The organism is Parapedobacter lycopersici (assembly GCF_040395035.1).
In the GTDB taxonomy this organism is placed as follows: domain Bacteria; phylum Bacteroidota; class Bacteroidia; order Sphingobacteriales; family Sphingobacteriaceae; genus Parapedobacter; species Parapedobacter lycopersici_A.
On the sequence record NZ_JBEBRB010000006.1, the window covers coordinates 1 to 20,245 of the forward strand.

Sequence of the window (20,245 nt, forward strand, 5' to 3'; positions counted from 1 at the left end):
CTTTCGATATCACACCCCTGCTGAAAAAGGGGAATGCACCGCAGGAAATTGTGGTAGGTGTATGGGACCCAACGGATGAAGGGCCGCAGCCCAATGGAAAGCAGGTCGTAAAACCGAATGGAATATGGTATACACCGGTTACCGGTATCTGGCAGACCGTGTGGCTGGAAGGGGTGGCGGAAAGTTATGTGGTGGCTACAAAGCATACACCTGACATTGATAAGGGAACAGTGTTGATACAGGCCGTGGTCGAATCGGCGCAGCCGGGCGACCAGATCCGGGTCTCCGCCTGGAACGGTACAGCGAAAATAGCGGAGGAAACCGTGCCTGTCGGCACCGATGCGTTGCTGCCCATCGCCAATGCCCGGCACTGGTCACCGACCGATCCTTTCCTGTACGACCTGAAAGTTGCCCTGATCCGTGGTAATAAACCAATAGATGAAACTTCAGGCTATTTTGCCATGCGGAAAATCTCCATGGGCAAAGATGGCAACGGCATCCAGCGTATACTGCTCAATAATGAATTCCGCTTCCAGTATGGCCCACTCGATCAGGGCTGGTGGCCGGACGGCTTGTATACCGCGCCGACAGACGAAGCGCTGCTGTTTGACATTAAAAAGACCAAGGCAATGGGATTTAATATGATCCGGAAGCACATCAAGGTGGAACCTGCCCGGTGGTATTACCATTGTGACCGCGAGGGTTTGCTGGTATGGCAGGATATGCCAAGTGGCGATCTGGGCGGCAATCACTGGGATATGCGGCCGGGCCTGACCTCCGGACGGCAGTACGATAAGGAGCGGACCCCCGAATCTGAGGCCATCTACCGAAAGGAATGGACAGCGATTATGGATGCGCTTTATAATTTCCCCTGCATTGTGGTATGGGTGCCCTTTAATGAGGCATGGGGGCAGTTCAAAACCCGGGATATTACAACATGGACCATGGCGCACGACCCCTCGCGGCTGGTCAACAGCGCCAGCGGAGGGAATTTTTTTGGCGTGGGCCATGTGCTGGATGTCCACAATTATCCGGACGCCGTGATGCCACGTCCGGAGCTGTTCGGTGCCAATCAGGCATTGGTGCTGGGCGAATTCGGTGGTCTGGGACTGCCCATTGTCGGTCATACCTGGCAACAGCAGGACAACTGGGGGTACCAAAGTTTCAAAAATGCGGATGAACTTCAAAAACGTTATCAGGGGCTGGTGAACGACCTGGCACACCTGATTCCGCTGGGCCTCTCCGCTGCCGTATATACTCAAACCACCGATGTTGAGATTGAAACCAACGGGCTCATGACATACGACAGGGCAGTTATCAAAATGCCGGAAACGGTATTGCATAACTTACATCAATTGCTTTATCAGCAGGATCCGGACTAAAATACCGTCATGCGTCATCGATGCCGTTTGTCATAAACCTTAGTTTCAGTATAGTTTAATTTCATGAGTGATCAAACCCAATTTATCGCGCGAATTACCACCTCCTATCGCCCGAAAGGCGCCGCTATTTTTCTCGGTGCAGGAATCCTGGACGGCCAGGTTGTTGCCGACGCCAAAGTAAACCTGGCGTTAAAAATGATGAACCGGCATGGACTCATTGCCGGCGCTACCGGAACGGGGAAAACCCGTACACTTCAACTGATTGCCGAACAGCTTTCGGATGCCGGCGTGCCGGTGTTCATGCTGGATGTGAAGGGCGACCTGTCCGGGCTGCATCAGCCCGGCGCATCGAATCCTGCGCTGGTTGAGCGGGGAGAGGCATTAAAATGGCCCTTTGTACCTGCCGGCTTTCCGGTTGAATTGTTTTCCCTATCGGGAGAGACGGGCAATCCGATGCGCATCACCGTGACGGATTTCGGTCCGGTAATGCTGGGCCGGATCCTGCAGCTTAACGATACGCAGACCGGTGTGTTGGCCGCACTTTTTAAATATGCCGAAGATGAGCAGATGCCTTTGGTGGATTTTGCGGATTTAAAGAAACTGCTGGCTTATCTTTCAGACGGGCCGGGGGCCGAAGCGATTAAAGCGACCTACGGCCGTATCAGCGGAAGCACTTCCGGTGCCATCCTACGGAAAATAGTTGCGCTTGAGCAACAGGGTGTTGCCCATATTTTCGGCGAAAAGCAGTTTGATGTCCAGGACTTGTTTGAGCGTGTCGACGGAAAAGGCGTCATCAGCCTGCTGAATATTTCGGATATTCAGCACCAGCCGATTCTGTTTTCTACGTTTTTACTGAGTCTTTTGGCGCAGCTGTTCAGGAATCTTCCGGAGGTGGGCGACCTGGATAAGCCCGAGCTCGTATTTTTCTTTGATGAAGCACATCTGCTGTTTAAAGATGCGCCAAAGCCATTCCTCTCGCAGGTTGAGCAGATTGTCAGACTGATCCGCTCCAAGGGGGTAGGGGTATTTTTCTGCACCCAGGCACCGACGGATATCCCCGAAACGGTACTGGGCCAGCTGGGAAACCGGGTGCAGCATGCACTGCGGGCGTTTACACCAAACGATGCCGAAGCACTCCGCAAAACAGTACGTACTTATCCTCATTCCGATTTTTACGAAATAGACCGTGCGCTTACCTCCCTGGGAACGGGACAGGCGCTGATTACGGTACTCAACGAAAAAGGAATTCCGACCGAAGTGGTGGCCACGCACCTGATCCCGCCCCGCGCGGTAATGGGACCCTTGGAGGGAACAGCCTATCAGCAGCTGGTTAATGGTTCGCCTTTTTATGCCAAATACCATGAAACGGTAAACCGTCGCAGTGCCAGCGAGATGCTGGATGAGCGGGAGGAAGCCCGGAAAGCGGAAGAGTTCCGGGAGGGCAATACAGGCACAAAACCCACGGCCCGGCGCGGAAGTGCCCGGCAAACCCCGATGGAAGCCGCGACCAAAGCGGCTTCGGCAACCCTGGCCCGTGAAGGAGTAAAGCTGCTCGGTAGGATCGCAAACGGCATATTGGCCGCCATGTTCCGCCGCAAGCGGTAACGGAAGCGGTACATTGCCGCGAAAAGCGGGATGCTAACGGTAACAACGCGATTTATTCACGCTGGTTTTTATCCTGCGATTATCGTTTGCATATCGAAGCAACTTTACCTAAGTTTGGCAACAATCGATGGGAAATTCCGTTTATTGCTTTAAAAACATACATTAGTTAAACATGAGTAAACCGACATTATTGATTCTTGCCGCCGGAATGGCGAGCCGTTATGGGAGCATGAAACAGACTGATGCCTTTGGCCCCAATGGAGAGACTATTATCGACTACTCCATTTACGATGCCATACGCGCCGGTTTCGGCAAAATCAGTTTTATTATCCGCCGGGAATTTGAGGAAAAGTTCCGTGATATTTTTGAGCCGAAACTGAACGGCCGGATTGCTACCGATTACGTGTTTCAGGATTTCGATCTTACGCCTTTTGGTATCGATAAGGAAATCGAACGGGCTAAACCCTGGGGCACTGCCCACGCGGTGCTTTCGGCACGTAATCAGATCAACGAGCCTTTCTGCGTGATCAATGCTGATGATTTTTATGGCTACGAAGCATTCGAAAAAATGGCGAAATTCCTGACAGCCGGCGTAAAGGATGATACCTTTTCCCTGATGGGATACCAGATAGATAAGACGCTTTCTGACTATGGATCGGTGTCCAGGGGGGTCTGCCAGGTGGATGACGAAGGCAACATGACCGGCATTAATGAACGCATCAAAGTCTATTTTAAAGACGTAGACGGACAGAAGCGGATCTTTTATGAGGAAGATGGAAAGGAAACCGAATTACCACGGAGCAGCCGCGTATCCATGAACTTCTGGGGATTCACACCGGCGGTATTTGCTGAAACCGAGGCCCTGTTCAAAGATTTTGTAGCCGCCAATGAACACAACCCCAAGGCAGAATTCTTTATTCCGCTGGTGGCTGACGCACTTATTAAAAGCGGTAAAGCGCGGTTTAAGGTGCTGCCCACTTCGGAAAAATGGTTTGGTGTAACCTATCAGGAGGATAAACCCATTGTACAGGAAAGCATTGCCCGGCTGGTCCGGGATGGTGTTTATCCTGAAAAGCTGTTTTAAGCTAAAGCAAAAAGCCCCGCAGATCATTTCTGCGGGGCTTACTTTTTATCCGTTCCTTCCGACTATTTTTTATCGTCGTCTTTCACTTCTTCATATTCCACATCGGTCACATCATCCGTGCCACCGCCTGCCTGCTGTCCGGCACCGGCATCACCGGCTGGCTGTCCGGAAGCTGCTGCGTCCTGTGACGCCTTGTACAATTCTTCCGAAGCTGCATTCCAGGCATTTTGCAGTGCAGCCTGCGCTGTTTCAATCGCGGCGAAGTCCTTGGCGGCATGTGCATCCTTCAATTTTTTCAGCTCTTCTTCGATCGGTGCTTTTTTGTCGGCGCTGATCTTATCGCCGTATTCCTTCAATTGCTTTTCGGTGGAGAATACCAGCGCATCTGCTGCGTTCAGCAGGTCGATTTCCTCTTTCGCCTTTTTGTCGGATTCGGCATTGGCTTCTGCTTCCTGCTTCATTTTCTTGATCTCATCCTCCGACAGGCCGGAAGAAGCTTCGATACGGATTTTCTGTTCCTTTCCGGTAGCTTTATCCTTAGCCGAAACATGCAGAATACCGTTGGCATCGATATCAAACGTTACTTCGATCTGTGGTATGCCACGCGGTGCGGGTGGAATGCCGTCCAGGTGGAACCTGCCGATGGTGCGGTTTTGCGCAGCCATTGGACGCTCGCCCTGCAGAATGTGAATTTCCACTGAAGGCTGGTTGTCAGACGCGGTGGAGAACACTTCCGATTTCTTTGTCGGGATCGTGGTGTTCGATTCAATCAGCTTGGTCATTACACCGCCCATGGTCTCAATACCCAATGACAACGGGGTAACGTCCAGGAGCAATACATCCTTCACCTCTCCGGTCAATACCCCGCCCTGGATAGCGGCACCAAGTGCTACTACCTCGTCCGGGTTTACACCCTTTGACGGATCTTTGCCGAAGAATTTTTTTACGGCATCCTGTATGGCAGGAATACGGGTGGAACCACCCACCAGAATAATCTCATCGATATCAGCGGGAGAGTAGCCTGCATTTTTCAATGCAGATTTACAGGGATCAATGGTACGCTTAATCAATCCGTCGGCCAGCTGTTCAAATTTCGCACGGCTTAATGTGCGCACCAGGTGTTTGGGCCCGGTTTGATCAGCCGTGATGTACGGCAGGTTAATCTCCGTAGAAGAGGAGCTTGACAGTTCGATTTTGGCCTTTTCAGCAGCTTCTTTCAACCGTTGCAGCGCCATCGCGTCTTTGCTGAGGTCGAAACCGCTGTTTTCGCTTTTAAATTCGTCGATCAGCCAGTCGATGATAACCTGGTCAAAGTCGTCCCCACCCAGGTGCGTATCGCCATCCGTGGATTTTACTTCAAATACCCCGTCGCCCAACTCCAGTACGGAAACGTCATGGGTACCGCCACCGCAGTCAAACACGACAATTTTCATGTCTTTATTGGCCTTGTCCAATCCATAGGCCAGCGCAGCAGCCGTAGGTTCGTTAATGATGCGCTTTACGGTTAAGCCTGCAATTTCACCTGCTTCTTTAGTTGCCTGCCGCTGGGCGTCGTTAAAGTAAGCCGGCACGGTAATCACGGCCTCTGTTACTTCCTGGCCCAGAAAATCCTCAGCGGTTTTTTTCATCTTCTGCAGAATCATGGCAGAGATTTCCTGAGGCGTATATTTACGGTCGTCAATTTCCACCCGGGGGGTGTTGTTGTCGCCCTTAACGAGGGTGTACGGTACGCGGTTAGCCTCTTTGCTGGCCTCATCGTAGGTAGTTCCCATAAACCGTTTGATGGAATATACGGTCTTTTTGGGGTTGGTAATGGCTTGACGTTTGGCAGGATCTCCCACTTTGCGCTCGCCATTCTCCACGAAAGCCACAATAGACGGTGTTGTGCGCTTTCCTTCGTTGTTCGTGATCACTACCGGCTCGTTGCCTTCCATCACGGCTACGCAGGAGTTGGTAGTACCTAAGTCGATTCCAATAATTTTTGACATATCTAAATTTTCCTTTTATACGTTGATGAACAAAATTTTACCTTTTAAGGTGTATCAATGGCTGTGCCAATCCCTGTACCGTGCCAATTATTTGCAGTTTAACGTATAAAGTACAGGTTGGGTTACAAAATCCTGACATTGTGTCATTTTTTGCTGCGGGGGACGCTGCGGAATCTGCTACATTGTACTCAGCGGACATTGCGGTCGTCTTGCCGTTTGCTTTGACTGTTCTTCGAGACTGGTTCGGGACTCCTTCGGGGATTCCTCGAACGTCTTCGGAACGCAACGGATTGCATGCCGAGCAGCCCCGAAGCGGAGTCGAACACGGGTCGAACCCGCCTCGAAGAACAGTCGAAGGAGCCCCGAAGGAGTCCCGACGCGCACTCGAAGCGCCCCCGAAGGATCCCCGAATAAGCGCCGGAAAGGGGGCAGCCGCGACACAGAAAGTGGATGATGCCGCTGGTTGGATTGCTGCTTTTTGCGTATAATTGATGTTCATTAGTAAACTGTTTGCCTATGCACATCGAACAATTGCGCGATTACTGCCTTCGGAAGCCCGGGGTTACGGAAGGCTGTCCCTTCGGACCGGATACCCTGGTGTTTAAGGTAACAGGGAAAATCTTTCTCCTGACCGGGATGGACAGCCGACCCCTGTCGTTTAACGTGAAATGCGATCCGGCGTATGCGCTGGAACTGCGCGAACAGCACCCGCATTCCGTGTCAGGTGCATATCACATGAATAAAAAGCACTGGAACACCGTTGTGTGTAACGGCGAGCTGGATGATCGGACATTAGCCGGATTCATTGACCATAGCTACGACCTGGTGGTGGCCGGGCTGCCCCGGAAAGACCGGGAGATGCTGCGTTAATTCCTGTGCCAGTTTTGACATTGGCAAGACCGGCTGCTCATCGGTAATGCGTATTTTTGCAGCGCAGCAAATAGCACATTGTTATGGATTTTACCGCTTACCTGTCCGAGTTCGGACGCATCCTGAATAACCCCAACCCACCGGCACCTTATGATCGCTCCGAATATCTTGATTATACGCGGCTCAATTGGTCGAGGATGAACCGCTGGCTAAAGAAAGGGCAGCTGGATCCAGCGTTTGTCGGAGCAGTAACGCGTATTTCCCATCCACAGCAATGGATCGTGATTACGGAACCCTGGTGTGGCGACGCGGCACATTCCCTGCCTTTCCTGCACCTTGCCAGTACGCATAACCCACTGATTTCGGTGACCTTCGAACTGCGCGATTCCCCGCCCTTCCGGATCAACGAATACCTTACTGCCGGAAGTAAATCCATTCCGAAACTGATTATCCGGAACAGCGCCGGCGAAGACTTGGCTACCTGGGGGCCACGGCCGGCCGCATGCCAGGAGGTGTATCAGCAGCTGCTGGCTACCGGGGCGGATTTCGAACGGGTTAAAACCGATCTGCAGCATTGGTACAATAACGATAAGGGGAAATCCCTGCAGGCCGAGCTAACCGTTGTCCTCACGGACATCCTTCCACCCACCGCCTAACGCCTTATATAGTGCTACTTTCGCATTCAGTTGCTGCTGTTTGATGGCCACCAGGTCCAATTCACTGGTGAGTGCACTGCTTTGGGCGGTGATCACCTCAAGGTAGGTTGCATAACCGCTCCGGAAAAGCAGGTTTGCATTTTTAACTCCCAAACGGGAAGTGGTCACCCGCTTTTCCGCAATTTCGTACTGTTCATGTAATTTGTCTATCATGGCCAGTGCATTGGTTACTTCGTTGACGGCATCGAGCACGACCTGCTGGAAACCAAGTTCGGCTTTATCGCGCTCCAGCCTGGCGATTTCGTGCTGGGTTTTCAACCGTCGTCCACTGAATATCGGCTGCGTAACCCCGCCGATAATCCCACCGAAGAGTGCGCCCGGGATATTGAACCAGTTCTGTGGTAGCATCGCATTCAGTCCGCCCGAAGCATTGATGGTCAATGCAGGGTAGCGGTACGCCTGGGCTACTCCCACCTGCGCATTGGCCGACCGGAGGGCCAGTTCGGCCTCCCGCACGTCGGGCCGGTTGGCTACCATAGACAATGGAACGCCCGCGGCCAGGTTATCCTCCGTTACGAAATCATCCAACCGGCCGGAGCGTACAACATCCCGCGGCATTCGTCCGGTCAGGGCCATCAGTGTATTTTCCTGTACGGTGACTTCCTGTTCCAACTGGGGGATTAACGAGGCGGCAACCAGCATCTGCGACTCCGTCTGTTGTACGGCCAGGGCGGTTACTTCCCCCGCATCGCGCTGCAGTTTGACAATGTGTAATGTGCTGTCGTTTAGTTGCAGGTTGCGCCGGGCTACCTCCAGCTGTTCGTCCAGCATCAGCAGGTTGTAATAACCATCGGCAATGGCCGCAACGAGCGCGGTCTGCACGGCTTTCCGGGCCTCATAAGTTTGTAGGTATTCCGCAAGGGCGCTTTCCTTTTGCCGGCGTATTTTACCCCAGATGTCGAGCTCCCAGCTGACATTGATTTCGGAAAAATACTGCGACTGCAATCGATACAGGTTTTCGGGTGCCTCGCCCTCGCCGGGCCGTTCGTACCAGTTGGACGATGGGTTGGAATAGTAATCACGCGACCGCCACTGCTGATTGACTCCGCCAAGCTGTGCTTCCACTTCGGGGAGGAAAGCCGCCCGCGACTGCCGAAGCGACTGGTTGGCGATTTCAATGTTTTTCAGTGCCGCCTGCATGTCATAATTATTGGCGATGGCGGTATCAATCAGTCCGACCAGGGTGCTGTCAGTAAAAAAGTCGCGCCAGGGAATATCGCCGATATGGGTGGTGTCGCGGTTCAGGCTATCGGCCTGCCGGTACGTATCCGGCAGGTCCAGATCCGGTCGGACATAATCTTTCCCTACGTTGCACGATGCGACGAGCAGCGGAATAAAAAGCAATGCTAATCGGCTATACTGCATACTGGATTGTTTCATGTTCATTCGTTTATTTTCAATGGTCCGCTCGTTAGTCTTCGTCTTCCGTCTTCAGCCTGTTTTTAACCCGTTCGTCGAGGTGCTTAAATAGCACATACAATACGGGGATGATAAAAATACCCAGCGTAACGCCGGCCAGCATCCCGCCGGCCGTACCGAAACTGATGGAATGATTACCCTGGGCAGAGGGGCCGACGGTCCACATCAGCGGAATCAATCCGGCCACAAATGCAAGTGAGGTCATCAGAATGGGACGAAGACGCATGCGAGCGCCTTCAATTGCCGATTCTAAAATGCTCAGTCCCGCACGGCGTTGCTGCACGGCGAATTCAACAATAAGGATGGCATTCTTGGCCAGCAGGCCGATCAGCATGATGAGCCCGACCTGCACGTAAATGTTGTTTTCAAGTCCAACGAGGTTTACGGCGGCATAAACACCGATTAATCCCACGGGTACCGACAGTAAAATGGCCAGCGGCAGGATGTAACTTTCATACTGTGCTGCAAGGAGGAAATAGACAAACAGGATGCTGAGTGTGAAAATCAGCGTGGTCTGACTGCCCGATTGCCGTTCTTCCAGACTCATTCCCGTCCATTCATAGCTGTAATTCGCCGGCAGGTGTTCGGCTGCCGCTTCTTCCATGGCATCCATGGCCTCGCCGGTACTGTAACCTTCCGCAGGACTGGCATTGATCGCGATGGCATTGTACAGGTTATAACGGTTTACGATTTCGGGCCCCATCACCTTATTCAGGGTGATCAGTGTATTGGCCGGTACCATTTCCCCCTTGTCGTTGCGAACAAAGATGGATTTGAATGATTCCGGATTCTGGCGGTATTCGAAATCGGCCTGCATGTATAGCCGATACTGCCGCCCGAACCGGTTAAAATCGCTTACCCGCACACGGCCGTAATACCCCTGGACAGTACGCATCAGGTCGTTGACATCCACACCCAGGGCTTTTGCCTTCACCGGGTCAATGGCCAGCTCGTATTGGGGGAAGTTGGCGTTGAAGGTCGTGTAGGCAGATGCAATTTCCTTTCGGCCTTCCAGGATGGTGATGAACGAATCTGCTGCCAGTCCGAAATCATACATGGAACCACCCATCCGGTCCTGCAGCACAAACTCCAGGCCGGAGAAATCACCGAATCCCTGTACGGTCGGTCTTGGGAACACACTGAATGAGGCTTCGTTAATCTGTTCCAGGTCTTTGCGTATGGTGTCCATAAAGGCATTGATGTTCCGGATTTCGCCCCGCTCCTTCGTGGGCTTGAGGTTAATGTACCCCACAGCAAATGCAGAGCTGGCACTCGCGTCAATGGCATTATAACCGGAAACCGTCGTCATCCCCTCAATTGCTTCGCGCTGCTGGAGAATGCTGTCGGCCTTGGCCAATGCGTCTGTTGTACGGGCGAGCGAGGCGCCCGGCGGCATCGCCATGGAGTACGTGATGAAACTGTCATCTTCTGTAGGAATGAAGCTCGACGGTGTCCGACCCATCGCCCAGATGCCCAGCAACGTAATGACCACCAATCCCGCGATGCTGAGTGCCTTCCGTTTGATCAGGAAATGCAATGACCCGATGTATTTGCCGGAAAAGGAATCGAAGGCGGTGTTGAATGCCGTGAAGAATCGATCTTTAAGCCGGTTCAGACCCGATAACGCCTGTTTTTCCTGCGGGAGCTCGGCTGTCAGTCCATCCTGGTGTTTCGGCCGTTTGAGCAAAAGCGCGCAAAGTGCCGGTGTAAGGGTGAGCGCATTCAGTGCCGATATCAGGATGGCCGTGGCCAGTGTGTACGCAAACTGCTGGAAGAATATACCCGATGGCCCGCTCATGAAGCCCACCGGAAAAAATACAGCGGCCATGACCATGGTGATGGAAAGGATGGCACTGGTAATTTCGCCCATGGTCGACAGCGTAGCTTTCCGGGGGCCGAGGGTGGTCCGTTCCATTTTCTGGTGTACGGCCTCGACGACCACAATGGCGTCGTCGACCACAATCCCGATCGCCAGCACGAGGGCAAACATGGTCAGCACATTGATCGAAAACCCGAACAATTGCAGGAAAAAGAACGTACCGACGAGCGATACGGGGATTGCGATGGCGGGAATGAGCGTGGAACGGAGATCCTGCAGGAAAATAAATACAATGAGAAAGACCAGGATAAACGCTTCAAAAATAGTGTGCTGCACCTGACTGATCGATTCATCAATCTGGTCGCGTACACTGTAGCTGATGTTGTAGTGGATGCCATCCGGAAAATTCCGGGATAACCGTTCCAGCACATCCCTGATCTGAATGTCAATTTCCCGCGCATTTGAGCCGGATGTCTGGATGATATTCAGCGTAAGTCCGGGATAGCCGTTAACCTTGTTGTCGCTCCCGAGGTTGGTGGCGCCAAGTTCAACCCGGGCAATGTCGCGCAGGTAGAGTACGGACCCATCCTCATTGGTTTTGATTACAATCTTTTCGAACTCTTCCGGTAACGTAAACCGGCCTTTGTGCCGGAGGATGGTTTCAAAAGCTTCATCGGAGGTTTCACCGAATTTACCCGGGGCAATCTCAAAATTCTGGTCGCGTATTGCAGCGGTCACATCTTGGGGCACCAAGCCGTAGAGTGCCATCTTTTCGGGGTTCAGCCAGGTACGGATGGAATAATCACGCGCACCGACGCGCCTGACCTGCCCGACGCCATCCACCCGTGATAGCTCACGCATGAGGTTAATCTGCGCATAAGCCTGGAGGAATGTTTCGTCGTATACGGTATCGGGATGGTCGCTGTAAATGTCGATGGTCATGATGATCCCGCTTTGCCGGGGCTCTACAGTAATGCCCGATTCGATTACCTCGGCGGGAATGTTGGCGTTGGCTTTTGAAACACGGGTCTGTACATTCACCGCTGCCTGGTTGGGATCGGTGCCGGTTTCAAAAAAGACGTTGATATTGCCCGACCCCGAGTTAGTGGCGGATGAACGGATGTACGTCATGTCGGGCACACCGTTGATGGCCTCTTCTATGGGCAGGAGTACCGCACCGGCCACCGTTTCGGCGTTTGCGCCGGGATACGATGTGGATACCGTAACACTTGGCGGGGCAATTTCCGGAAAACGGGTAATGGCCAGCTGCCACATGCTAACGAGCCCGATGATGACGAGCAACGTGGATACTACGGTAGCTAAGACCGGTCTGTTGATGAATGTTTTAAGCATAAAAAGTAACTTGTTCTGCCTGTGCAATAGCCCGAGGGAGGCTGTTACATGCGCACGGCCCTATTAAAAGCTGTTAAAAAATCAGTAAGTAGCCAGGTATACTAACTGCCTGCGGGGTTTTTGATAATGGGTTGGATCTCCATGCCGTCGGTAAGCTTATCAAAACCGGTCAGGATAATCCGGTCGCCCACCTCAAGGCCCGCCTCCACAATGTAATTGGAACCGCTGCTTCCACCCACTTTAATCGCCCGCTGTTTTACCGTGTTCTCCGGTGTCAGCGTATAGACAAAGATTTTGTCCTGTAAGGCGGTTGTAGCAACCTGGGGGACCAACAATACGCCGGATTGACTTTCTTCCATCTTCAACGTACCGCTGTTTCCGGAGCGGAGAATATTATCGGGGTTGGGAAATGTAGCGCGCAGGGATATAGCCCCGGTGGTACGGTTTACCTGCCCATTGACCGCGTCAACCACGCCTTTTTCCGGATAGGTTTCGCCATCAGCCAATACGAGTGATACGTAAGGAATCAGGTCGGACGATCCCGATTTGCCCAACGTGTCTTCCTGCGCGGTCTTTTCCGTTTCCGGTTGGTTCTGTCTTTTGTTGAAGTAGAGAAAATCCGATTCGCTCATGGCGAAATACACAAATACATCATGCGTATCCGATAATACCGTCATGGGTTCCGAATCGCTTTTGGTAACCAGGTTTCCGATCCGCTTCGGGATCCGTCCGATGTAGCCGCTTACCGGTGCTTTTATGGTGGTAAATCCAAGATTAATCCGTGCCGTGGCAACAGCGGCCGTGGCCTGGTCGAGCGACGCTTTGGCTACATCGTATTCCGATTTAGCCGTACGGAGCCGCACTTCTGAAATTACTTCATTCACTACCAGTGGCCGTAAACGCTCGACTTCCAGCTTGGCATTTTCCAATTTGGCTTTCTCCACATTTTCACTGGCAATCGCATTATTGAGCTGTTCCTGATAGGGCAGTGGATTGACCTTAAAAAGTTTCTGGCCTTTTTTTACAAAGGCTCCCTCATCCACGTAAATCTCTTCCAAAATGCCCTCAACCTGTGGACGTATTTCTACATTGGCTGTGCCTTCTATCGTTCCCAGATAGTCCCTTACAGTAATGGCTGTGGACGTGTCTACAACGTGTACGGGCAACGCCAATGCGGCCTGTTCCCGCTCGTTCGTTTTGGACGATCCGATGGTACAACTTGAAAAATTAATACTGGATATTCCTATTAAAGTGCTGATTATTAATGTGTTAATTTTATTTTCGGTTTTGATGCTCATAGCTGTTTCTCGTTTAATGTTCTAATAGCTGGTACTGTTGTTAATGATGATGCTGTTGCCGCAATTCAGTAAGCCGCGGTTGTTATAGGTAAAGTCAGAATACATGCCAAGGTTCATCTTGGCCGTCCGGGCACGATCAAACATTTAGGTAGCTTGCGTGTTACTATTTTCGATTACGGAGTCAACGGGAGGGGATGATGAACCATCGGAATAACGGATATGAAGTTACACTATTCGATAACAAGGGCACAAAGTCCCATTGTCGCTGCGGCAATACACGATGGCCATATTGTTGACCGCACATTGCGTGCTTACCTAACCCTGCAGGAACATGAACGTTTTCGGGAAGAGGACCCGTATACAGATTACTTGGCCATGCTGCCGGTAAACCGGGTAACGGTAAAGACATCTCGGTTTCAGCTCGACTTAAACCGGCGCCGCGACAGCGCTATCTACCACCGGCCCGAGGACGCGTGGGGATTGCAGGTCTGGCAGCCGGAACTGCCCAATGCCCTGCGCCAAGAACTGCTGCAGCAATACGATGCCTTTTACGGGGACATGGCTGCACTGCTGGACGATACGATAGCGGCATTTGGTGGTTTTGTGGTGCTGGACATTCACAGTTACAATTACCGGCGTGAATCGCCGGATGCCGAAGCCGAAACGGCGGAGAATCCGGAAATCAATATCGGCACGGCGCATAATCGGGCGCCATGGAAAACCTTCGGCGAGCGCTTTACCCGTTTTTTAACGCACCACCGGATTAGCAATCACCCCGCTGATGTCCGGGAGAACATCAAATTTGGCGGCGGCGGATTTTCGGAATGGATCAATGACCGGTACGGGTCTTATGGCTGTGTTTTATCGCTGGAGTTTAAAAAGGTATTCATGGACGAATGGACCGGCAGGGTAGACATACAGCACCTGAATGACTTGAAACAACTGCTGCGGTGCAGTATCCCGTATTTACTGGATATGCTTGACGAAAAGCAAAAGGAAAGGCCTGATGACCACTGAAGCAAAAAAATACATCAACCGTATTGCCGACAAACTCAAAAAGGGCAACCCGTTGCATATGGACCTGCCGAATGGCGGAAAACTGCACCTGGATCGCCCCGTACCTTTTTTACTGGTTTATCGGATACCGCCCGGGGCTGAAGACACATTTACACCCACACTCGGTGAAACGGAATCGGCCTACCTGGTTTCGTCCGCTCATCCGGATGATGAATCGACCCGGCTGACGATCAAAACGATTGCCAATAGCCTTGCTGATAAATTTGGCGGATTCATGCTGCTTGAGGTATGGCTTTCGGATCAGGCGGATGCGGCGGCATTTACCATTCACCTGAACCAGAAAAGTGCGTTGCCGGTAGCCGAAAAGCTGCGGAATGAATTGCAGGAAATCCGGCTGAGCCAGAGTCGCAAGATGGAAGCCGTGTTGGAACGGGAGAAAAAAATGCCCGCGCCACCGTACTATGATGCGCTGATGGGCAATGAGGAAGCCCGTAAAAGTGAGATCATCCTGATTGGCCTGGAAATCGCACCCATTTACATCGACCAGCAAACGGGATTGCCTTACCCGTTGATCCTGCGGGAATTGCGTGAAGGGTTCGGCAAAGCACTGAAAAAGAGCTTTTTTGAATTCGTGCGCATGCAGACTTCATACAATGCGGCGCATTTTGAAATGCTGGGAACGACGGAGCTGCACGAACTGGTATGGGAAATTGACGACAAGCTGGCCGAGTATACCCAGCTGTTTGATTTTCTGTTGCTGGTAACGCCAATCAACGTGAAGGAGGAGTGGGCCGGATTTTCCAAAAGCAAGTACCTCGGCACACCTTCGTTCCACTACCGTCCGATGCCGATAGACCCCGAGCTGATTAAACGTAAACTGTATAACCTGCCTATTGAGCACATTTCGGACCCGACACTTGCGTACCTGTTCCGCGACAAGCGGAAGGAGATCGACCGCATGCTGAACATGCTGGGCGAGCGGGAGAAACCCGATTTCCTGTACAGCAGCCAGCAGCTTTTCGGAAATATCGAGGAAAGCCTGCTTGAGACAGCCCGTGCCATACTGGTCGCCGCCGAGCCCAGCGAATTGCCGAAACAACGTGAAATGCTGCAGGCGGCCGAATTTGCCAGCCTGGCTGAGGCCGAACTGCAATTCTTAAAACGGCAGTATGGCCAGGTATCGACGGCCGTCCGGATCCGGGAGGATGTGGAAGGGGTGATGGTTTCCCGGGGTACACTGAACGTCAGCAGCCGGTACCGGATTTCCCGGGCCCGGGCATTTGCGCTGGTCCAGCATGAGATCGGTACGCACGTGGTGACCTACTATAATGGGATGGCGCAGCCGCTGAAATTGTTTTACCTGGGCGTACCCGGTTATGAACAATTGCAAGAAGGGCTTGCCGTACTAGCGGAATACCTGGTTGGCGGGCTTACCAACGAGCGGATCCGCACGCTTGCCGCGCGCGTGGTGGCCGTATACCACATGATTGCCGGCAATTCGTTTTCGGATACTTTTTTTATGCTGACGGATAAATATCAGTTTAAATCGGAAACAGCCTTTCACATTGCCATGCGGGTATACCGCGGCGGAGGGCTCACCAAGGATGCCGTATACCTGAAGGGCCTCCTCAATGTCATCGAGTACATTAAGCAGGGAAAGGATATCACCAAACTGCTTGTTGGCAAAATCAGGCAGGACTACCTGCCGGTCATTGAGGAATTGATGCACCGTGGCCTGCTTAATCCGTCGCCGTTGCGCCCCAGGTTTCTGGATAAACCATTCATCGACCGGCTGGATGATATTAAAAACGGCGGCAGCATTTTTAAAATGATCGGTTAATTAACGCTTTTATCGCTAACTCACGCAACATGAATATTGGATTTTTAGTTAATCAAACACACAAGGAAGGGGCTGAATATACGACTACCGGACTTGCGTTGGAAGCCCATCGGATGGGTCACCAGGTATATTATATCGGTGTGGGCGACCTGGCTTACCTGGCTAACGGGCAGATGGGCGCCCATGCGCGCAGCCTGCCGGATCGGGAATTCCGGTCGCCCGCCACCTTACTGGAGGCCTTGCGTGAGAGCAAGAAGGAACCGGTCAGCGCGAAACAACTGGACGCACTGCTCCTCCGGAATGATCCGGCAGCGGATCTGGAAAGCCGGCCATGGGCGCAGGATGCTGGTATCTCCTTTGGCCAGCTTGCCAGCGAACAGGGCGTTACTGTACTTAATGACCCCCACGGGCTGGTTTACGCATCGAGTAAAATGTACCTGCAGTATTTTCCGGAAAAGGTACGCCCGTCGACCATCATTACCCGGAATATCGCTGATGTGGAGGCCTTTTACCGCGACCACCAACGCAAAATTATCCTTAAGCCCCTGAAAGGATCCGGTGGAAAGAATGTGTTTCTCGTTGATAAAAAAGACAGCAAAAACATGAAACAGATCGTGGAAGCCATCTGCAGGGATGGTTTTGCCATTGCCCAGGAATACCTGCCGGAAGCGCGGAAAGGAGATATCCGGCTGTTTTTGCTGAATGGCGAGGTGCTGGAGACGGACGGCAAACCGGCCGCTATCCGGCGGGTTCAGCAGGGGGGAGATATCCGCAGTAATATCCACCAGGGCGGCGAAGCAAAGAAGGCGACCCTGAACAAACAGCTCCGGGAAATTGTGGAGGTCGTATCGCCGAAACTCAGGAAGGACGGTATGTTTCTGGTCGGGCTCGATGTAGTTGGGGATAAGTTAATGGAAATAAACGTGTTCAGTCCGGGTGGATTGCGCCACGCAGGGAAATTGCACGGCACGGATTTCTTTCCGACGGTTATTGCCGCAGTAGAAGAGCAGGCAGCGGCACGCCGGCATAAAACGGCGTAATGAAATGTTAAAATTGCCGCAAGCATTGGCGTGATTGGGCAAAAAAGAATATATTAGCCGGGTGTGCAAAGCTAATATTGACTTGAATGAGCCTGATCAAAAAAATCGCTTCCTGTTTATTTTTTAGTCTGTTTTTCGTAGCTGCGTTTGCCCGGCAGGATACCGTTAGTATCAACACGTTGGTTGAGCGTACCCAGAAACTGCTGGACGCCTACCCGATCGAAAAGGTACACCTTCACTTTGATAAACCTTATTATGCAGTCGGCGATACGGTATGGTTTAAAGCCTACCTGAACAGTAACATGTACGATTACGACCTGAGTAAGGTCGTGTACGTGGAGGTCATGAACGGCCGCGATTCGCTGATGCAGACGCTGCGTATCCCACTTGCCGACCGGATGGGCGACGGCCACCTGGTGCTCGACCAGGAATGGTATACCCAGGGCAATTACCGGTTCCGCGCCTATACCAAATGGATGGTCAATTTTGACCCGGCTTATTTCTTCAATAAGATTATCCCGATTGGCGATGTGCTTAACAATAACCTGCACCATACCATCTCATTCAAGGATGTCAGCAATGGCAAAAACGCCCGTTCGCAGGCTACCATTCAATTCAGGGATCGTGAAGGGAAGATTCTGAACAACCGAAAAATCAATTGGCAGGTGACTTCGGGCTGGGAGACCCTGGACAATGGAAAAGGGGAAACGGATGCCATGGGTAACGTCATTATCAATATTAATGGAAATGACCGGGAGCTGCTGCGCGCGGGCAACCTGCATGTATCGTTAACCCCGCAAAGCGGATCGGCATCGCCGCTTGTCGGAAGGTTTCCGCTTCAGGCAGCCCTTTGGGATGCCGATGTGCAGTTTTTTCCGGAAGGTGGTGAATTGATCGCCGGACTGACCCAGAAAATAGCCTTTAAGGCGGTCGGAAATGACGGATTGGGGCTTCCTGTGAAGGGCGAGGTAGTCGGTCCGGATAACCGGGCCGCAGCATCCTTCACCGACACACACCTGGGCATGGGACAATTTACTTTCGTTCCCCAGGCCGGAAGTTCCTATACCGCGAAAGTAACTTTTGAAAACGGGCAGGAACGGACCTATCCGTTGCCGCCGGTGGTTGCCGAAGGTATCGGTCTGACATTTTTAAAGGCTGATACAGCCCAGATCCAATTGGCTATTGTGGCCAATGAGGCCTTTCATAAAACCCACGAAAATGAGGTGTATTACGTGATCGCCCAAAGCAACGGCATCCTGTGCTATGCCGCCCAGGCTACGTTGCGGAATTCCTCGGTACTGATCAACCTGCCGAAGGACCGTTTTCCAACGGGTATCGCTCAGTTTACCCTGTTTACATCGAACGGTAAGCCGATCAGCGAGCGGCTGGCTTTTGTGGAAAATATCAAACCGCTCGATATCCAGGTGACGTCGGATAAACCGGCTTACAACGCAAAGGAACCGGTGAACCTTGATATCGCGGTAAATAACAATGGTGACCCGACCGCGGGCGGCTATTCGATTTCAGTGACAGACGAAACGAAGGTTCCTTTTGATGATAATCAGTCGGTTACGATTCTTAGTAACCTGCTGCTCACATCGGATATTCAGGGATATGTGGAGCAGCCGAATTTTTATTTTAACGGGCCGGACGGCATCCGGTGGGAGGCTTTGGATGTGCTGCTGCTGACCCAGGGCTACCGCCGCTTTTCGTATGAGGAAGTGCTGGCCGGGCAGTATCCACAGGTGTATTTCCTGCCGGAACAGGGGATCGAGATCTCGGGTGTGTTGCGCCTGAATAACGGGAAACCGGTACCCAATGGCGGACTGCTGCTTTCCATACCCGAGCGGAGTTTCCGGACGGATACCTACACCAATGAAAACGGGGAGTTTGCTTTTAAGGACCTGGTGTTTACGGACTCCGTGCGGGTGACGATCAATGCGCGTGGTAATGATAATTACCGGAATATGGTCATTAATGTAAACCCCACGCAGTTTCCGGCAATCGATTCGAGCAGCTACCGGGCCGATAACCTGCTGAACATCGACACATCGCTCGCCCCGTACCTCAGTAACAGCCGCAATGAATACCGGACTTCCATTCTGCTGGAAGAAGTGGAGGTGACCGGCAGAACCGGCCCGGCATTCACACATAAAGACTATCCAGCCCTTTCGGGGCTAAGCATGGCAGACCACCGCATTGAGCCGGATCGCCTGAAGGGCTGCAACGTGCTGATGATGTGCCTGCGTACGGTGCTGACGGGAATTACCTACGATGATCGCAGCCAGAACTTCTACATTACGCGTGATTACAATGCCGGAGGGCGTATACCCGTGCAGTTTTTTCTGAATGGCATGGCTGTGGATGTAAATGCGCTGAATGGCATTGTACCCGCCGAAATTGAGGGTATTGAAATATTTATGCGTGATGAGCTGGGCGTAGTAAGCCGCAGCTACCAGAATAATGGCGTCGTTTCCATATACACCAAAAAGAAAGAAAAGGCACCCCGGATGTCGCTGAGCGAAATTGAAAGCATGCTGCCTAAAAGTAATATTATTGACCTTACACCGCTGGGATATGTCAAGGAACGCAAATTCTACGTGCCGAAATATGACACCCCCGAACGCCGCGCGGTAAATGACATCCGCTCCACAATATACTGGAATCCGGATGTAACTACGGGTGACGACGGGAAAGCGCGGGTCAGTTACTATAATGCAGATGGAAAAGGCAGTTACCGTGTCGTTGTAGAGGGCACGGACGTGCATGGCAACATCGGCCGGACGATCTACCGGTATACGATAAACTGAGGCA

The 20,245-nt window shown here is 52.2% G+C and carries 13 protein-coding genes; 9 read left to right on the forward strand and 4 right to left on the reverse strand.

Annotation, left to right across the window (positions count from 1 at the left end; genetic code table 11):
• The 3 genes from ABWO75_RS02900 to ABWO75_RS02910 all read left to right on the forward strand — a co-directional run.
• Positions 1–1,382 (forward strand): glycoside hydrolase family 2 protein (locus ABWO75_RS02900; protein WP_353182364.1); only part of this gene is annotated, 1,382 nt, incomplete at its 5' end.
• 63 nt (positions 1,383–1,445) lie between these two features.
• The gene (locus ABWO75_RS02905) at positions 1,446–2,987 is read left to right on the forward strand and encodes a helicase HerA-like domain-containing protein (protein ID WP_353182366.1); all 1,542 of its coding nucleotides are present in this window, start codon (positions 1,446–1,448) and stop codon (positions 2,985–2,987) included.
• A gap of 172 nt (positions 2,988–3,159) precedes the next feature.
• Entirely contained in the window at positions 3,160–4,071 is a 912-nt protein-coding gene (locus ABWO75_RS02910) for a nucleotidyltransferase family protein (protein WP_353182368.1), read from the forward strand.
• Positions 4,072–4,133: 62 nt separating this feature from the next.
• On the opposite strand, the gene dnaK is transcribed toward ABWO75_RS02910, so the two are convergent.
• Complete coding sequence (gene dnaK, locus ABWO75_RS02915; RefSeq protein WP_353182370.1) at positions 4,134–6,059, reverse strand: molecular chaperone DnaK; 1,926 nt, start codon at positions 6,057–6,059, stop codon at positions 4,134–4,136.
• Positions 6,060–6,575: 516 nt separating this feature from the next.
• On the opposite strand from dnaK, the gene ABWO75_RS02920 reads away from it, so the two are divergent.
• Both ABWO75_RS02920 and ABWO75_RS02925 read left to right on the forward strand, forming a co-directional pair.
• The gene (locus tag ABWO75_RS02920; protein ID WP_353182372.1) at positions 6,576–6,929 is read left to right on the forward strand and encodes an MmcQ/YjbR family DNA-binding protein; all 354 of its coding nucleotides are present in this window, start codon (positions 6,576–6,578) and stop codon (positions 6,927–6,929) included.
• Positions 6,930–7,012: 83 nt separating this feature from the next.
• Positions 7,013–7,585: a thioredoxin family protein gene (locus ABWO75_RS02925; RefSeq protein WP_353182374.1), complete on the forward strand. Its 573-nt coding sequence runs from the start codon at positions 7,013–7,015 to the stop codon at positions 7,583–7,585.
• Here the strand turns inward: ABWO75_RS02925 and ABWO75_RS02930 are convergent.
• The 3 genes from ABWO75_RS02930 to ABWO75_RS02940 form a co-directional block, all read right to left on the reverse strand.
• Positions 7,544–9,025: an efflux transporter outer membrane subunit gene (locus ABWO75_RS02930; RefSeq protein ID WP_353182376.1), complete on the reverse strand. Its 1,482-nt coding sequence runs from the start codon at positions 9,023–9,025 to the stop codon at positions 7,544–7,546. The genes ABWO75_RS02925 and ABWO75_RS02930 overlap by 42 nt on opposite strands.
• 31 nt (positions 9,026–9,056) lie before the next feature.
• The gene (locus ABWO75_RS02935; RefSeq protein ID WP_353182378.1) at positions 9,057–12,236 is read right to left on the reverse strand and encodes an efflux RND transporter permease subunit; all 3,180 of its coding nucleotides are present in this window, start codon (positions 12,234–12,236) and stop codon (positions 9,057–9,059) included.
• 101 nt (positions 12,237–12,337) lie between these two features.
• Positions 12,338–13,534 (reverse strand): efflux RND transporter periplasmic adaptor subunit, encoded by a 1,197-nt coding sequence (locus ABWO75_RS02940; RefSeq protein ID WP_353182380.1) that lies wholly within the window; start codon positions 13,532–13,534, stop codon positions 12,338–12,340.
• Between the two features lie 219 nt (positions 13,535–13,753).
• On the opposite strand from ABWO75_RS02940, the gene ABWO75_RS02945 reads away from it, so the two are divergent.
• The 4 genes from ABWO75_RS02945 (at position 13,754) to ABWO75_RS02960 (ending at position 20,241) form a co-directional block, all read left to right on the forward strand.
• A complete protein-coding gene (locus tag ABWO75_RS02945) occupies positions 13,754–14,551 on the forward strand; it encodes an N-formylglutamate amidohydrolase (protein ID WP_353182382.1) in 798 nt (265 codons plus the stop codon).
• Complete coding sequence (locus ABWO75_RS02950; RefSeq protein ID WP_353182384.1) at positions 14,541–16,391, forward strand: flavohemoglobin expression-modulating QEGLA motif protein; 1,851 nt, start codon at positions 14,541–14,543, stop codon at positions 16,389–16,391. Before ABWO75_RS02945 ends, ABWO75_RS02950 begins: the two co-directional genes overlap by 11 nt.
• A gap of 29 nt (positions 16,392–16,420) precedes the next feature.
• Positions 16,421–17,431, forward strand: a complete 1,011-nt coding sequence (locus ABWO75_RS02955) for an ATP-grasp domain-containing protein (protein WP_353182386.1) — start codon at positions 16,421–16,423, stop codon at positions 17,429–17,431.
• Between the two features lie 86 nt (positions 17,432–17,517).
• Complete coding sequence (locus ABWO75_RS02960) at positions 17,518–20,241, forward strand: carboxypeptidase-like regulatory domain-containing protein (RefSeq protein ID WP_353182388.1); 2,724 nt, start codon at positions 17,518–17,520, stop codon at positions 20,239–20,241.
• Positions 20,242–20,245 lie beyond the last annotated feature (4 nt).

Coding starts and splice junctions, on each gene's coding strand:
- ABWO75_RS02935 (WP_353182378.1), bottom strand. CDS start 12,236: ATGCTTAAAACATTCATCAACAGACCGGTCTTAGCTACCGTAGTATCC.
- ABWO75_RS02960 (WP_353182388.1), top strand. CDS start 17,518: ATGAGCCTGATCAAAAAAATCGCTTCCTGTTTATTTTTTAGTCTGTTT.
- ABWO75_RS02950 (WP_353182384.1), top strand. CDS start 14,541: ATGACCACTGAAGCAAAAAAATACATCAACCGTATTGCCGACAAACTC.
- ABWO75_RS02925 (WP_353182374.1), top strand. CDS start 7,013: ATGGATTTTACCGCTTACCTGTCCGAGTTCGGACGCATCCTGAATAAC.
- ABWO75_RS02910 (WP_353182368.1), top strand. CDS start 3,160: ATGAGTAAACCGACATTATTGATTCTTGCCGCCGGAATGGCGAGCCGT.
- ABWO75_RS02920 (WP_353182372.1), top strand. CDS start 6,576: ATGCACATCGAACAATTGCGCGATTACTGCCTTCGGAAGCCCGGGGTT.
- dnaK (WP_353182370.1), bottom strand. CDS start 6,059: ATGTCAAAAATTATTGGAATCGACTTAGGTACTACCAACTCCTGCGTA.
- ABWO75_RS02940 (WP_353182380.1), bottom strand. CDS start 13,534: ATGAGCATCAAAACCGAAAATAAAATTAACACATTAATAATCAGCACT.
- ABWO75_RS02955 (WP_353182386.1), top strand. CDS start 16,421: ATGAATATTGGATTTTTAGTTAATCAAACACACAAGGAAGGGGCTGAA.
- ABWO75_RS02905 (WP_353182366.1), top strand. CDS start 1,446: ATGAGTGATCAAACCCAATTTATCGCGCGAATTACCACCTCCTATCGC.
- ABWO75_RS02945 (WP_353182382.1), top strand. CDS start 13,754: ATGAAGTTACACTATTCGATAACAAGGGCACAAAGTCCCATTGTCGCT.
- ABWO75_RS02930 (WP_353182376.1), bottom strand. CDS start 9,025: ATGAAACAATCCAGTATGCAGTATAGCCGATTAGCATTGCTTTTTATT.